The 14,070-nt window shown below is 54.8% G+C and carries 15 protein-coding genes; 12 read left to right on the forward strand and 3 right to left on the reverse strand.

Annotated elements, in window-relative coordinates; all coding sequences use genetic code 11:
* The first annotated feature begins 207 nt into the window (after positions 1–207).
* The 12 genes from ACM6G4_RS16600 to ACM6G4_RS16655 all read left to right on the forward strand — a co-directional run bounded on the left by ACM6G4_RS16600 (position 208) and on the right by ACM6G4_RS16655 (position 8,284).
* Complete coding sequence (locus tag ACM6G4_RS16600; protein WP_414914130.1) at positions 208–1,494, forward strand: OprD family porin; 1,287 nt, start codon at positions 208–210, stop codon at positions 1,492–1,494.
* 245 nt (positions 1,495–1,739) lie between these two features.
* On the forward strand, positions 1,740–2,057 hold the full coding sequence (locus ACM6G4_RS16605) for a hypothetical protein (RefSeq protein ID WP_056726890.1): 318 nt from the start codon (positions 1,740–1,742) through the stop codon (positions 2,055–2,057).
* Positions 2,047–2,331 carry a helix-turn-helix domain-containing protein gene (locus ACM6G4_RS16610; protein ID WP_056726889.1) on the forward strand — a complete coding sequence of 95 codons (285 nt, stop codon included), beginning with the start codon at positions 2,047–2,049 and terminating at the stop codon, positions 2,329–2,331. The genes ACM6G4_RS16605 and ACM6G4_RS16610 overlap by 11 nt, the downstream gene beginning before the upstream one ends.
* Before the next feature lie 220 nt (positions 2,332–2,551).
* Positions 2,552–2,773 carry a tautomerase family protein gene (locus ACM6G4_RS16615; protein ID WP_056726888.1) on the forward strand — a complete coding sequence of 74 codons (222 nt, stop codon included), beginning with the start codon at positions 2,552–2,554 and terminating at the stop codon, positions 2,771–2,773.
* Positions 2,770–3,426 carry a DsbA family oxidoreductase gene (locus ACM6G4_RS16620; protein WP_414914131.1) on the forward strand — a complete coding sequence of 219 codons (657 nt, stop codon included), beginning with the start codon at positions 2,770–2,772 and terminating at the stop codon, positions 3,424–3,426. Before ACM6G4_RS16615 ends, ACM6G4_RS16620 begins: the two co-directional genes overlap by 4 nt.
* Before the next feature lie 44 nt (positions 3,427–3,470).
* Positions 3,471–4,181, forward strand: coding sequence for an SDR family NAD(P)-dependent oxidoreductase (locus ACM6G4_RS16625; protein WP_414914132.1), 711 nt, complete (start codon positions 3,471–3,473; stop codon positions 4,179–4,181).
* A 266-nt stretch (positions 4,182–4,447) separates the two neighbouring features.
* Positions 4,448–5,818: a tyrosine-type recombinase/integrase gene (locus ACM6G4_RS16630; RefSeq protein WP_414914133.1), complete on the forward strand. Its 1,371-nt coding sequence runs from the start codon at positions 4,448–4,450 to the stop codon at positions 5,816–5,818.
* A gap of 56 nt (positions 5,819–5,874) precedes the next feature.
* Positions 5,875–6,570 (forward strand): hypothetical protein, encoded by a 696-nt coding sequence (locus ACM6G4_RS16635; protein ID WP_414914134.1) that lies wholly within the window; start codon positions 5,875–5,877, stop codon positions 6,568–6,570.
* 110 nt (positions 6,571–6,680) lie between these two features.
* On the forward strand, positions 6,681–6,944 hold the full coding sequence (locus ACM6G4_RS16640) for a helix-turn-helix domain-containing protein (RefSeq protein ID WP_414914135.1): 264 nt from the start codon (positions 6,681–6,683) through the stop codon (positions 6,942–6,944).
* Positions 6,944–7,300 (forward strand): hypothetical protein, encoded by a 357-nt coding sequence (locus tag ACM6G4_RS16645; RefSeq protein WP_414914136.1) that lies wholly within the window; start codon positions 6,944–6,946, stop codon positions 7,298–7,300. The genes ACM6G4_RS16640 and ACM6G4_RS16645 overlap by 1 nt, the downstream gene beginning before the upstream one ends.
* Entirely contained in the window at positions 7,293–7,457 is a 165-nt protein-coding gene (locus ACM6G4_RS16650) for a hypothetical protein (protein WP_414914137.1), read from the forward strand. The genes ACM6G4_RS16645 and ACM6G4_RS16650 overlap by 8 nt, the downstream gene beginning before the upstream one ends.
* Entirely contained in the window at positions 7,457–8,284 is an 828-nt protein-coding gene (locus ACM6G4_RS16655; RefSeq protein ID WP_414914138.1) for a hypothetical protein, read from the forward strand. The genes ACM6G4_RS16650 and ACM6G4_RS16655 overlap by 1 nt, the downstream gene beginning before the upstream one ends.
* 152 nt (positions 8,285–8,436) lie before the next feature.
* Here the strand turns inward: ACM6G4_RS16655 and ACM6G4_RS16660 are convergent, their stop codons facing one another.
* The 3 genes from ACM6G4_RS16660 to ACM6G4_RS16670 form a co-directional block, all read right to left on the reverse strand.
* The gene (locus ACM6G4_RS16660; RefSeq protein WP_414914139.1) at positions 8,437–9,042 is read right to left on the reverse strand and encodes a hypothetical protein; all 606 of its coding nucleotides are present in this window, start codon (positions 9,040–9,042) and stop codon (positions 8,437–8,439) included.
* Entirely contained in the window at positions 9,042–9,569 is a 528-nt protein-coding gene (locus ACM6G4_RS16665; protein ID WP_414914140.1) for an ImmA/IrrE family metallo-endopeptidase, read from the reverse strand. The genes ACM6G4_RS16660 and ACM6G4_RS16665 overlap by 1 nt, the downstream gene beginning before the upstream one ends.
* Positions 9,570–10,139: 570 nt before the next feature.
* Positions 10,140–13,949 carry an SIR2 family protein gene (locus ACM6G4_RS16670; RefSeq protein ID WP_414914141.1) on the reverse strand — a complete coding sequence of 1,270 codons (3,810 nt, stop codon included), beginning with the start codon at positions 13,947–13,949 and terminating at the stop codon, positions 10,140–10,142.
* Positions 13,950–14,070: the final 121 nt, after the last annotated feature.

Below are 14,070 nucleotides of genomic sequence, written 5' to 3' on the forward strand. Positions count from 1 at the left end.
ATTCATGAAATTGACACATCGTTGAGGGCGCAGCTACGATTCGGCCCAACGCCTGTGGCCGACTGCCACGATCAACAATTATAAAAAGGCCCGCCGCGAGAAATCGTGGGCGGGCCTTTTTGTTTTCGCCATGAAAAAAGAGCGCGATAGCGCCGTTTCGGCCGTTCGACACAGCGCGTATCAACCGGAAATAAGGAAAAGAACACGATGTTGAACAAGCGAATCAGCCTGATCGCTCTGGGGATGTTGAGTGCGACACAGGCCATGGCGAACGACCAGGCCGAATCCAAGGGTTTTGTTGAAGACAGCAGCCTCAAAGTGCTGCTGCGTAATGCTTACATGAACCGTGACTACAAAGACGGCAACCCGGATAAATCCGAGTGGGGCCAGGCGGCCATCGGCACGTTCTCGTCCGGCTTCACCCAAGGCACAGTCGGTGTGGGGGTGGACGCTTTCGGCCTGTACGCCCTGAACCTGGAACGCAGCGAGGACCGTAGCGGCGCGCAAGGCATCGATTTCTTCAAGAAGGGCGACAGCGGCCAACCGGCCGACGACCTGTCCAAGGGCGGCGCGGCGATCAAGTTCCGCCTGTCCAGCACCACCCTGACCTACGGCGACCAGATGCCGGCCCTGCCGGTGCTGAACTACGACAACTCGCGCCTGCTGCCGGAAAGCTACACCGGCACCTTGATCACCTCCAAAGAGATCAATGGCCTGCAACTGGACGCCGGTCGCTTCACCGCCGAGTCGCGAAAAAGCGCCGAAGGCCGTGACAGCGGTGGCTTGAAGTCGATCAACGTATTGGGCGGTAGCTACCAGTTCACCGAGCAATTCAAGGCCGCGCTGTACGCTTCCGACGTCGAAGATGTGCTGAAGAAGCAATACGTGAACGCCAACTACGTGTTCCCGATCGACAAGGATCAGTCCCTGACCCTGGACTTCAACGGCTACCGCACCAAGCTGGAAGATTCCTACGTCCGCGAAAACGGTATCACCGGCGACGACAACAAGATCTGGAGCCTGGCGGCCACCTTCATCACCGGCCCGCACTCGTTCACCCTCGCTCACCAGCGCAGCACCGGCGACAGCAACCTGGGCTACGCCTACGGCGGCTACCAGAAAGACCAGGGTCGCATCGGCGACGGCGGCAATACCATCTACCTGGCGAACTCCTACTGGTCCGACTTCAACGCCGAAGACGAACGCAGCTGGCAGGTCGGCTACGGCCTGGACTTCAGCACCTTCGGTGTACCGGGCCTGAGCTACAACGTGGCCTACGTGCGCGGTGACAACATCACCACCTCCACCAGCGAAGGCGGCACCGAGCGCGAAATCTTCAACCAGATCAAATACGTCGTCCAAAGCGGCCCGGCCAAAGACCTCAGCGTAAAACTGCGCAGCTCCGTCCTGCGTGTGTCGCAGAAGTCGAGCGAGTACAACGTCAGCGGCAACGAAGTGCGTGTGTTTGTGGATTACCCGATCAACGTCTTTTGATGATGGGGTGTGGTGTCGAGGTTTGATGCAAGGCTGAGAATGAAGAAGCCCCGACTGGTTCGGGGCTTTTTTGTGCTGTTGATTTGCTCATGTCGCCAAAACTCGATTTCGGTAACACGTCTTTCGAACGTGTCGTCCGCGGCGACATGTTCGGAAGACGTGTCGCAAAAAGTGAAAAATTGCGACACGTCTTAGCACTTCAAATCGATTGCTCGCATATACGGCAATGCCGTATAGTTGGGTCCATGTTCACGATTATCGAAACCGAAATTTTCAAGCGTTATGCTGAATCCATCTGGGACGATGGCGAACGTCATGAATTCATTACCTGGCTGGCGGCTAATCCGCTGGCCGGCGATGTGGTTCCTGGCAGCGGTGGTCTTCGCAAGGTCCGTTGGTCCCGTAACGGGATGGGCAAACGAGGCGGTACCCGTGTGATTTACTACAACACGCTTTCTGAAGGCTCAATCTGGTTGTTAATCGCCTACACCAAGGCGAAGTTCGACAATTTACCCGCGGCCTTCCTCAAGCAACTGAAGGAGGAAATCAGCAATGGTCAATGAACTGGAGCAATTCCAGCAGGACTTGCTGGACTCTGTGCGTCAAATGAAAGCAGGCAAAGCCGCTCGCGTGACAGAGGTGCCGTTGTCTACGGCAGCTGAAGCACGGGCCAAAGTCGGTGTATCTCAAAGTGCATTCGCCAAGCTGATTGGAGTCAGTTTGCGAACGTTGCAGGATTGGGAGCAGGGGCGGCGGCAACCGACGGGAGCAGCGCAGACGCTGTTGCGTGTGGCGAGTCAGCATCCTGAGGCATTGCGTGACCTTCAAGCGATTTAGCTAAGAAGGCAAACTCCATTCTCAACACATCGCCGACTTTTGAGAAAGTCGGCAGGTTTCTCGATGGGCGCCAGTACTTTGCATGCCTTCTCTTTAATTCATTACACCACGTAACGAATGAAGTTCCCGCCCCCACCTTTATCCCCTCCCGCCAACCCCATACATTCATCTCCAACGCCTCTCCCATCATCCCGACGGGAAGGTCACTGGAGTTTCCCTCATGCCTTTCGTAACCGTACGCATCACCCGCGATGGCGTTACCACAGAGCAGAAAGCTCAGGTTATTGCCGAGATCACTGAAACACTGGAGCGCGTGCTCAATAAACGCCCTGACCTGACCCACATCGTGATCGAGGAAGTCGACACCGATAACTGGGGTTACGCCGGCATCACCACCACCCAGTACCGCAAGCAACTGGCCGAGACGCAAGGGCAGTCATGACGTTCTCCGTCACCATCGATTTCATTTCCGATGTGGTGTGCCCCTGGTGCGCACTGGGGGCGACGGCGCTGGAACAGGCGATCGAGAACGTGGCCGGGGAAGTCTCGGTCGAGCTGACCTACAAGCCATTCGAGTTGAACCCGGACATGCCGGCCGAAGGTGAGCAAGCGGTCGAGCACTTGATGCGCAAGTACGGGAGAACGGCCGACGACGTCGCCGCCGGCAAGGCCATGCAGATCGCTCGCGGCGAGGCCATCGGCTTCAAGTTCGATCTGGAGAAGCGCACGCACTTCTACAACACCTTCGATGCGCACCGCTTGTTGCTGTGGGCGTTGCAGGAAGGCCGGCAGGTCGAGCTGAAGAAGGTGCTGCTACGGGCCTACTTCAGCGAAGGCCAGAACCCGAGCGATCACTCGACGCTGGTGCGCCTGGCGACTGAAGTGGGGCTGGATGCGGCAGGTGCGAGCGAGGTGCTGGCGTCCGACGCATTCGCCAGCGAAGTGCGTGAGCTTGAAATTTATTACCGCCAGCACGGCATCAACTCGGTCCCGGCCATGGTGCTGAACGGTCGCCACCTGGTGTCCGGTTCGCAATCGGTCGAGTACTACGAACAGATGTTACGACAAGTGGCGAACGCCCCGGCCGAAGCCTGATTACAGATTTTCTACCCCATTCTTTATTGTCAGAGGTCTTCATCATGAGCATTTCGAAAAAAGTCATCGTCATCACCGGCGCATCCCAGGGTCTCGGCGACGGTATGGTCAAAGCCTTTCGTGAACTCGGTTACCGGATCGTCGCTACTTCGCGCTCGATCAAGCCGTCCACCGATCCGGACATTCACACCGTGGCCGGTGACATCGGCGAGCCGGAAACCGCCCAGCGTGTCATCCGTGAAGCGCTTTCCCGTTTCGGTCGCATCGACACCCTGGTCAACAACGCCGGGATCTTCATCGCCAAGCCGTTCACCGCGTACACCGCAGAAGACTACGCCAATGTGTTGTCGGTGAACCTCAATGGCTTCTTCTATATCACCCAACTCGCCATCGCCGAGATGGAAAAGCAAGGCAGCGGCCACGTCGTCAATATCACCACCAGCCTGGTGGACCACGCCATCGACGGCGTGCCATCGGTGTTGGCTTCACTGACCAAGGGCGGCCTCAACGCAGCAACCAAATCCCTGGCCATCGAATACGCCAAGCGCGGGATCCGGGTGAACGCGGTCAGCCCGGGCATCATCAAGACCCCGATGCACGGCGAAGAAAGCCACGCAGCACTGGGCAATCTGCACCCGGTCGGTCACATGGGCGAGATCGATGATATTGCGCAAGCGGTCGTGTATCTGGACGGCGCCAAGTTCGTGACTGGCGAAATCCTGCACGTGGATGGTGGTCAGAGCGCGGGGCACTGAAAGCGCTTTTTCAAACCCCGGAAACAACAAAGCCCCTGCATTTCTGCAGGGGCTTTGTTTTGTATGGTGCGGCACCAGGAATCGAACCCGGGACCTACTGATTACAAGTCAGAGGGTTCGACGAAGCCCACTGATTTACGAATCTCCATAAACCTATACAGAATAGGGCTTTAAGCCTATTCTTGCCTTTACGGGGTTACACGAAAATTCACCATTTTCGACCTGAAACGTAACCCCAGTGTAACCCCGTAACTGGCGAGGAAGACATGAGCAGCGAAAGCCATATCTCATTTAGCAAGGAGCGACTGACCGCGTTGTCGACACCCGAGGCCGGCAAGCGCGCCACTTATCACGACACCAAGATTCAGGGCCTACAGCTTCGAGTGTCGTACACCGGCATTAAAACCTTTTCCGTCTATCGCCGCATGAAAGGAGGCCAGCCGGAGCGGGTCACGCTGGGCCGCTTCCCTACTATGACCGTCGAACAGGCGCGCAAGCAGGCCACGGTCATCAATGCCGAGATTGAGGCCGGGGCTAATCCGGCTGCCGTTCGCCGCGCCATCCGCGAAGAGCCGACCTTTGCCGAGATGCTGGCCGAGATGCTGGAGAAGAAAAAGAAGCGTGATGGCTCTCCGATCACCGAGCGTACAAAAAAGGACTATCTCGATACCGCACGGCTTCACATGGTGGCCATCGCCAACAACAAGCTGTCGCATATCACCCGATCCGAGGTGAAGGCGATTCACAGTAAGGTAAGCAAGAAGAGCGCACGCCAAGCGGACAAAGCCGTCGCTATCATTTCTTCGGTCTTTGGCTACGCAACCGACCATGAACATTTCAGCGACACCAACCCGGCCAGCCGCATTCAGAAAAACATGGTGGTGTCGCGTGACCGCTTCGCCCAAGCCGCCGAACTGCCCTATTTGTTCGCCGCCATCGGCGAGTCAAGTTTGAGCGACTTCTTTTTGCTGGCGCTGCTCACTGGTGCGCGCCGCTCGAATGTACAGGCAATGGCCTGGCGCGACCTTGACCTGGAGGCCCGCGTCTGGCGCATCGACATTACCAAGAATGGCACACCGCAGAACGTCACTTTATCGCCTGAAGCCGTGGCCGCACTCAAGGCTCGCAAACGCACGACTGGCACATCTCCTTTCGTGTTTCCGGGCGAGGGTAAGACTGGCCATCTGGTCGAGCCGAAAAAGGCATGGGCGGCCGTCCTGCTGCGTGCCAGCCTGCGCCGCCTTCTCGACCACCTGAGCGAGCTCGGCAAGCTTTCTACCAAGGAGCGCAAACAGGCGGGTCAGGAGATCGCAACTGCGCCAGCCGCCGCAGAGAAGCGTTTTCGGTCCATAGCTGCCGCGCTGAAAATTGATCCGGCGCTCTACGACATGACCGACCTACGCATCCATGATCTGCGGCGCACCCTTGGAAGCTGGCAAGCCAAGACCGGCGCATCTTTGGCAATCATCGGGAAGTCGCTCAATCACAAGACGCACCAATCCACGGCGATCTATGCCCGCCTCGACCTCGATCCGGTGCGTCAGTCTGTCGAGACGGCGACGCAAGCCATGCTGGAGGCTGCGGGGGTCAAGCAGACCGCCCCAGTGGTTTTGATTCCGAACCGTCGCCGTAGTTAATCGAACCACCAACGGCTTTACGTTACATATTTCTTTAATAGTTACCTGAGGATGGTATGGGTTTTCGCGAAACTGAATTGGAAGGCGCTGAGCTTGAATTGGATTTGGAAAGCCCCGAGTTTGCAGGTGTTCGGATCGACTTTTACAACTTCATCAGGATCGTGGAGCCCGACCAGCATGGCGGGCTACCACTGAATGACTTCGGAAGCTGGTTCGAGATCAGGAAAGCTGGTGTTTACTTGAAAATGCCGGATGACAGGGTGTTGTCTTCCCTGACGAAACTTGAACGTACCTTCCTTATGCAGCACCCCAGAGGAACGCCAGATGAGCCGGTACTCGCCTTCCCGTTCACGTTAAAGGAACTCAAGACTTTTCTTGATTGGGCAATAAATGTTGGCCATGAAGTGCCCATCAATGAAGACGAGCTGCTTGAGGTGATTGAGACACAGAAGGCCCAGCCGACGCTGGATACCTCCAGCTCCGCCATTGCTCCGAATCAGTCCGACGCATCACTGGGTGAGTATTACCGTAAGCAAAATCGGGACTTTGCCGAGAAGAATCAAGAGCGACATGAGGCAAGAGACGTCGAGCACCAGCGATGGCGCGATACCGCCGATGAGATTCAGCGACTACGGCAAAGGCCCGCCAGCCTTCGAGAGCTTGCGGTTCTGGTGAAAGAGCGTCTCAACCTACCTGACTCAAAAAATACGATCCGCAAGCGCCTCGGCAAACAAAGCTCGGGTAATGGGTAGGGGATAAGTGGATAAGTGGATAAGTGGATAGTGGGCTGGATACGTCGGCCTTATCCAAAGAAGCCAACAAGAATTGGCTCCGATCTATACATCGATACGGAGCTTTCCCAATGCAAACCAATATTGACGCCATCAAAGCCGAGATTCTCGCAGCACTTGGCTGTAACCCGCTCAACCCACCCGTTCAAGTAGACGACAAGCAAGCCGCCGACGCTCTTGGCGTTAAACCGAACACTCTCGCAGTGTGGCGTTCGACCGGTCGCTACAACCTGCCTTTCCTTAAGGTAGGCCGTCTGGTGAAGTACCGCGTCAGCGACCTTGCCACGTTCCTGGCCAGCCGCACCGCCAACCATACCGGCGAGGAGCGTGCGTAATGAAAAAGAGCCGCCCCCAATCCCAGCAGAGCAGCCCGTCGCAAGACCAGCCTAACACCGAAGCTCCAAGCAAGATCGTCCGCATTCTGGCCGTTCTGCGGTCGGGTATCAGCCTTAACCGCTTCGAGGCTGAGCGCATTGGTGACCATTGCCTGCCTAGCACTATTTCGGAGCTGGGCCGCTGTCACGACCTGATCATTGATCGCCATTTCGAGCGCGTCCCGAACCGCTGGGGCGAACCTTGCCTAGTGAAGCGCTATAACCTGCCGTCCAGTGAGCACGACAAGACGGACAAGGTGCTGGCCTACCTGAAGCACAAAAACCGTTTCACCAATGAGGGCGAATCCAATGACTAATCTGCGCGCCCGCCTGGCCCTGCTGGCCCCGGCTTGTCTGATGAAAGTCACCGTCTGGATTCATCGTCACCCGCACGTCGTCGAGTTGTTGATGCTGGTCACGGTTGTTGGCCTGATCGCGCTGGAGGACAAACTGACCAAAGCCTTGGCACTCTAATGACCGTCACCGTCGAGAAGTTGCTCGCCCGAGGAAACGAAATCAGTATTGAGCATGGCCAGCTCGTCATTCGCCCGTCCAGTGGTATGCCTGTACCCCTGGACTGGCGGGACAAATATTCACCAGCTCTTCTACGCGAGATTCTGGTTACGCTCAGAATGGATGCATATGAGTATGGTGGTTATTCGACGGGCTTGTATGGCACAAACAAGGCGGCTGGTGTGACGATCCAGCTTCCGTCGTTTGTTGGTGGCCTGGATACTCACGCCATTTTCAACGCGGAGCTGAATCGTAAACTTTCCACCAAAGCGGGGAAGAAAGACACCCCTCTGCCGAAGGGGCACTTTCGCATTGGTAAACGCAGTCATCTCTATCGTTTCTGGCAATCAACCGGGCTTCCCACGCCCAGGCGTATGTCGTCGTTCCATGACTACTTGGGCAATTTGCGGGGAATTCTGTTTACGGCAGATATGACAGCCGACCAAAACAATCGGCTAGACACCGGATCGCTCCGCCCCCTTTACATCACTGCTGTCGAGGTACGCAAAGCCTTTCAGCCGGACAAGGGACGGACAATTGACGGACAACTGCCGGACAACTGCCGGACAAAAGTGCCGGACAAGGATTTGACTACAGCCCAGACAAATCAAGGCTTCAAGGGGAATCCAACCACGGGGACTGACAACCACGGTAAAACGGTAATCAGTACAAGCGAATATACGGCAGTTAACGAACCTGTTGTTTCGCGTAAGTCACCGCAAGAACAAACAGACGAGGAGTGGCTGGCTGATTACTCTTCAACCCCCTGCGACGGTTACCGTCTCTGAGGTTGCTTCAAAGTCCCTTCATGAAATGAAAAAGGGTGTCCAACAATGAGGACACCCCTTCAATCTGGTCTTTTACAGAAATATCCCTGCCAAAATTTAGCTCTGATCAAAACTCTGAGAAAACGGAACCGCAAAGGATGATGGCAGCGGAACTAAGATTTATCCTTGCCCCTAAGCGTGCTCACAACAGACCCAATCTCTTTGACCAAAACAGAGATGGCTCCGTAGTCCTGCTCTTTCGGCGGGTTTCGCTTATCTGACAATACAAAATTAGAGATAAACCTAGCCAAAGTGACCAGAATTATTAGTCCAAGTGCGGAAGAGAATGTAGCGGGGATCAAAGGGGCAAGAAGCGATATTTTATCGCTGGGTGCCTCTACAGCACTCTCGACCACAGTCTTATCAGGCAGCGAAGCCACTACAGAGGAAACTTTAACCTCAGTACCGTTTTGAGCCGCTTGGGCCAAGAACACTTCTCTGACCAGCAATCGAGCCTGTTTGGTGACATCATCTTGCCTCGCCAAGTCATCGAGCTTGTAGAGAAAGTGATAACCCGTCCAAAGCGCGAAAATAACGCATGAAATTGACAGCAGCCCCATGACGGAAGCAAATATCCATGCCATCTTCCGGCCAAGCTTGTCCTTCTCAATTTCTTCGTTGGTTAGCCTATCGGCAACACTAGGGGAGCACTTCTCAGCAGGTCTCCCTCCCAAATCGTCACCCTTCGCCGCAAGAACACTCCCTGGCTCATCGTCCATCAAACTATTCCTAGATTCTTTAACCTGAAATTCATCGCAGCAGTGGAAACCCCGAAGGCATCCGCTAACTCTTGAACGTTTCGCGCCGACCTGTACAGCTTCCGCACGTACTTTTCGGGCATCAAGAGCGTCGCAGCAAAAGCGTTGGCATACCGCTCATCAGGATCGTCATTAGTAAAAGTCGTATCGCGCTTTGGGGATCGCTCATCAGTCACGTGCCCCAACACAACATGACCTAGCTCATGCGCAATTGTGAATCTGTTGCGATAGCTGACCTCGTCGCGATTGTACTCACACACATAGAGCCATCCGTCATCGTTATGCTCCAAGCGCGCTTGGCCGCTGGCGCCCTTCAAAAGCGCAGACGAGCGTGCTTTCACGACGACAGGGATCTTTTCGTCATCGTCAAGACTGTAGTTTTTTACCAGAAGGTCTTCCGCGAGATCTTGTGGGTTCACGGGAAGACTGCCGTCCCAGCACAATTCAAGAACCTTGCTCGCCCTTGAGGTGGCTTTCTGTACTGACATAGTTCCTTCCTCCTTAGCGCTGGTTAGTGAAGTGGTGGTCCGAGCTTCTGTGTATAGACATAGAGGGATTAAAGCAAAAATTCAAGCAAGGCTAATCCGACGATCGGTCCGCTACAGCGGTCACAGGCAGTGTGAAAAGCTCCGCACTGTGCCCTAAAGACATCTTCTACGCAAATGAAGTGCCGTTCCTGTAGGTAATTACTGATCAGTTGGTCAGAAAAGGCTTACAAACACAAAAGGTAGGTCACCGCACCCCGCCTAGATCTAGCGAGCGTCCATCAGGCGGTACAAAATTCAAGGACGTAAAGTCTAGAACCGAGCGCTGAAGTTATTAAGGCCTCTATCAGCTTGCGCCTGGAAAGCCTCCGGAATCTCGCCTCCATCGCGGCCTTCCCTGAAATAGTCTCTAAAAGCTTGGAGCCCCAGACTACGGAGTTGCCTCCATTGATCACTCAGCTTTTTCTGTTTTTCCTGCGCACGCCTGGCGGCACTGGGCTTTCGTTTGGTGGACGGCATTACGTGTTCAGACCAGAAATCTACGTTGTGAGAGAGCGTAATGCTCCCCAACAGCTAGCTTCGTTCAACGAGATCGATCAAACGCAAATAGCGTGGATCTGATGTTAGGTCAGATTCTGTTTCCGCAATCAGTGCTAGCACTTTCGGTAACTCGAATGTCGGATGAGTGAGAGCCTGAGGCGTAGCTCTGTTCATCAAATCCAGAGTCGCTTCAGGAAATAGTGCGGTAATCGGTATTTCATCATTGATCTCTCGAGTGAACCTGTAGAACGGGTGGTCATTTGTCTCCACTGGGACCAAGAATTTCTTCACCGCTTCGTAGACTGCGGGGAAACTATTGCCAGTGCCACCAAGCAAGCCTATCCACGCTCTCATGGATGCAGAAGTCCTGTATCGGCGTTCTCTCGGCCAGTCCTCGTTGATTAAGGGGATGACATGATTGGCCCAGCCGTTCTGGTTTGCCTGCCCAACCTGGCCCAACCACCCAATGAACCGGTTCCGAGTATCGTCAGTCATCGCTCGAAAGACCGAGCGCATTTGGCCCTGTGAAAGGCCGCTCGGTTTATTCGAGTGAAATATCCGCATGATGCCTAGCCATTGAGCCGCTACGTTTGAGAGATCACGATCCCAAGAAAATCCATCGATCCGCGGAATGAGTTCTAGCAGGAGCGGTTTGATTATTTCTGCCAACGGCGACCAAGGCGCCTGTCCGCTATGAAGAAACCCGTTCCATGCTGGTTCCGAAGCTGGATGCTCGAACGCCAGCATTGGAATTAGGTTTTCCTTAGTCCAGGCAGGATCTACGAACATCAGCCAGTTCAGCTTTCTGCACACAACCGACACAGCATGATCTGAACCTTCACCTGGCGCCGAGAACAGGCGTTCAGCGCGGGACTTTAAATAATCTGGGATTACTGAAACGGCCTCCTTCTTCTCTCCGGGGACTGCCTTGAAAAGGGCTTCAATACACATGCCGACTGGGCTGTTGAGCGCATGGTTGTATGTGCGCCGAGATCGTTGAATGACTTTCCCACCTTGGCGGACTTCGTCAAGACCGCTACCCGGTGCGTCTGCTCCCCCGCTCAGGATGCCATCGACGATGTGATCGTAGACTGCCCAACCGAGATCAACATCAAACTCAAGAATCTCGTCCAAGTTCTCTTCGAGCCATCGGCCCAAGGTATGGCGCAGTTCGACGATAACCTCATGTGGAAGTCGCGTTATTCGGCTGAGAAACACCCGTCTCAGCCTAGGCGTGATGTCTGCGGGAAGTTCATTGATCATCGACGACCAAAACATCTCAGGGTAGTCGCCAGTCCTTGCTGCAATCGTAAGCGCAGACAAGGCCTTTCGCGGATTGGCTTTTACCAAACCGGTGAAGGGTCTTTTCTCAGTGAGGCTACGAAAGTCACGCTTCAGGTCTTCTTTTGCCTTGGCGACCACTTCGGTTACGGGAAGGTCCAAGACACCATCGGGCCTCTCATCCGTATCGACCCACCCCGAGTAAGAACCTCGTTCGATGACCATTGAGGTCGCCCAAGCGTCGTTCCATTCGAGAATGTCTTTAGTCATATTGGCAAGGCGTTCACTTCGATCTGCCGTTAGTTCACAGCCCTTTAGTTCGAGATACCGAGCGTATTTGACGGCGAACTTGTTTCGCAGCCCATGGAACTCCTCGTCAAGCCAATGAGATAGCTGGTCGGGGCCGATCAAGATGCGGTCGGTGAGTCGGTTCCGGTTTTCTTGAGAGAACTCAGTCCATCGATCTGCCAGTAGGAAAAGAAGCTCTCGAATTACATGGATGTCCCAGAATGCTTCCTGATCAAAGCGCAAGACTTCCTGGGCAACATGGTCGGCCTCGAAGGCCTCTACCTTACTAAACGCATACAGTTTGAGCTTTCGAAAGAAGAAAGGATCTGTAGCAGGCCAAGTCGTTGCATGTGCATTCGCCAGTTCTGGCCATTTTGCTGCCAACCGGTCAAAAAGTTGAACGAACCAAGTCACAGTCTCCGCGGCGTCTGTGACGCGATCATTCCCATCGACTTCACGGCCCGGATAGCAGGTCGGGGTATGGAAGTAGGAGGTTTCGATATCTCTCAGTAGCCCTGATGCGACGGTTAACTGCTCCTCTAAGATGCTAAATACCTGCGGCAATAGATCTTCGGGGACGTTTAAATCTTCGTTGTGCCTTTCAAGGAACACGACTTCGCACTGGCCGAGGTCGCCGAGATGAATTCCCTCCCAAGGTATCGACGGTGGCTTGGACTGCGCCAAGCCAAACGGTAGCTTGATCTCCAATCGCGGGGTCGCGACACTCCGGAATTTTCGTAGGACACTAGCCGTCCACCCCTCCGCGTTGATCCGGTTCATCAAGTCGAACCATTCGCCATTCCACTGACGATTGCGAGGGTCTCGATGGTGTTCGAGGATGAGGTTCCAGATAAGACGAGCGCGCTCGCTGAGTGTCTTCGAATGCTCCATTTGCCACTCGATCTGTTGCAGCAATCGTGGATGCAATCCGGTCTGTCGAATGGCCCACCAGGCCAGCACTGGACTGTCGAAGGACTTGCTGATCCAGGTAGTAAGGTGGCGAAGCCTAACCGGCGTTGCCTCGGAACCTTCTGCCTGTCGCCCAGCCAACCGATGGGACTCATGGGGATTGTCGTCTTCGTCGCGCCAGACTAGGAGATGGTCATTGCTGACACCCTGTCTGCGATCATCCTCAGAGATATCCACCAGATCGTCATCAAGCCCGTACGCGGCCATGGGGTCGAAGGTTTCTGCATCGCCGCCATATCCGCTACTCCGTTTTCCTGATCGGACATTCGCATCCATCACACACACCCATTCAGGATGCGGTACTGGATCAGCCTCCGAAAATAATCTCGCCCCCTGTACTGTGCGAAGAGTATGAGCAACTTGGCCTCGCTCATACGGGGCTAGATCCTTCGGGTCCTGCTGGCTTTTAGCAATTATGGATGTACGCCACCTGCGCGGATCGTCAGCGCGGTTTGCCCAGGCTTCCATGCTCTTCCAGAGGTCCGTGTGGTCGGAATAGGCTATGGCTGTAACGCCTCGATCACGCCACTTGGCTTCAATTTCCTCAGAAAGCCCGCGGTCAAAGGCATAGAGTCTAGACCGGTCATACTGCCCGTCATGGTTGAGACCCTGAAGGAGGTATTTGACTGGAGGGTCTTCCGCCTGATAACCCACTAAAACGACCGTATATCGTTCAAGTAGGTGCCTGATGAAGTTGGTGGCCCATCCTTCTGAGAGGTAGGCGCGCCCGAAGTCGGCGCTGCTCAGCACATAGGGGTGACTTTCAGAGGTTGCGTCCACCAGTCGCCCGTGTAGATAAGTTATTCCCTCAATCTTCGATCCGAAGTTCAGATCAGGAAAAGCAGGCGGCACGTGCCAGACCAGATGCTCTCCCTTCCGCCCCGCTTCGAACAATCGGTCAAAGTTTGTCGTGACAATTTGTGGCACGCCGCTTTGACTCGAAGAAATCCGCCTGATCAGATCGTGCTCATGTCCAAAACCTTCGATTTGTAGAGGGGCATTCAGCCGCTCTGTGACCAAGGAGTTAACTTCATCCTTGCCGTATTCAAGATGGAGGAGATTAAAGATTTGGTCGAGTGGGACATTCGCCGCTGATTGACCGTCCAGCCATGGCCCAAACGCGGCCATTATTTCTGAGTCGGCCGGAGGGTCAAAGAACTCTATGGCGTACCGAGTAAGGCCAACAAAAGTAGGCATTCCGGATGGCAGCGAAACTCCGGCACCGCACAAAAAAACGACGCGGCCAGCATCACAGCGTTCTAGGAGGATATCCGGTATGGAAGGGCCGTCGGGATGGAATCTCATAAGCTCAATTCACCAATGCCGGTTTAAGTTCTGATGCTGGATCAGCGATTGTTCCTGCGGCTACGGATGCTCCTCAGAAGCCGAGTCGCACAGTAAAGGCTGGTATCAATAATGCCTGTTG

The organism is Pseudomonas sp. IT-P258 (assembly GCF_949767825.1).
In the GTDB taxonomy this organism is placed as follows: domain Bacteria; phylum Pseudomonadota; class Gammaproteobacteria; order Pseudomonadales; family Pseudomonadaceae; genus Aquipseudomonas; species Aquipseudomonas monachiensis.

What these genes read in the sequence shown, in the direction of transcription:
- ACM6G4_RS16620 (WP_414914131.1), top strand. Translation starts at nt 2,770, where the DNA reads ATGACGTTCTCCGTCACCATCGATTTCATTTCCGATGTGGTGTGCCCC.
- ACM6G4_RS16630 (WP_414914133.1), top strand. Translation starts at nt 4,448, where the DNA reads ATGAGCAGCGAAAGCCATATCTCATTTAGCAAGGAGCGACTGACCGCG.
- ACM6G4_RS16600 (WP_414914130.1), top strand. Translation starts at nt 208, where the DNA reads ATGTTGAACAAGCGAATCAGCCTGATCGCTCTGGGGATGTTGAGTGCG.
- ACM6G4_RS16640 (WP_414914135.1), top strand. Translation starts at nt 6,681, where the DNA reads ATGCAAACCAATATTGACGCCATCAAAGCCGAGATTCTCGCAGCACTT.
- ACM6G4_RS16610 (WP_056726889.1), top strand. Translation starts at nt 2,047, where the DNA reads ATGGTCAATGAACTGGAGCAATTCCAGCAGGACTTGCTGGACTCTGTG.
- ACM6G4_RS16650 (WP_414914137.1), top strand. Translation starts at nt 7,293, where the DNA reads ATGACTAATCTGCGCGCCCGCCTGGCCCTGCTGGCCCCGGCTTGTCTG.
- ACM6G4_RS16635 (WP_414914134.1), top strand. Translation starts at nt 5,875, where the DNA reads ATGGGTTTTCGCGAAACTGAATTGGAAGGCGCTGAGCTTGAATTGGAT.
- ACM6G4_RS16670 (WP_414914141.1), bottom strand. Translation starts at nt 13,949, where the DNA reads ATGAGATTCCATCCCGACGGCCCTTCCATACCGGATATCCTCCTAGAA.
- ACM6G4_RS16645 (WP_414914136.1), top strand. Translation starts at nt 6,944, where the DNA reads ATGAAAAAGAGCCGCCCCCAATCCCAGCAGAGCAGCCCGTCGCAAGAC.
- ACM6G4_RS16625 (WP_414914132.1), top strand. Translation starts at nt 3,471, where the DNA reads ATGAGCATTTCGAAAAAAGTCATCGTCATCACCGGCGCATCCCAGGGT.
- ACM6G4_RS16655 (WP_414914138.1), top strand. Translation starts at nt 7,457, where the DNA reads ATGACCGTCACCGTCGAGAAGTTGCTCGCCCGAGGAAACGAAATCAGT.
- ACM6G4_RS16660 (WP_414914139.1), bottom strand. Translation starts at nt 9,042, where the DNA reads ATGGACGATGAGCCAGGGAGTGTTCTTGCGGCGAAGGGTGACGATTTG.
- ACM6G4_RS16605 (WP_056726890.1), top strand. Translation starts at nt 1,740, where the DNA reads ATGTTCACGATTATCGAAACCGAAATTTTCAAGCGTTATGCTGAATCC.
- ACM6G4_RS16615 (WP_056726888.1), top strand. Translation starts at nt 2,552, where the DNA reads ATGCCTTTCGTAACCGTACGCATCACCCGCGATGGCGTTACCACAGAG.
- ACM6G4_RS16665 (WP_414914140.1), bottom strand. Translation starts at nt 9,569, where the DNA reads ATGTCAGTACAGAAAGCCACCTCAAGGGCGAGCAAGGTTCTTGAATTG.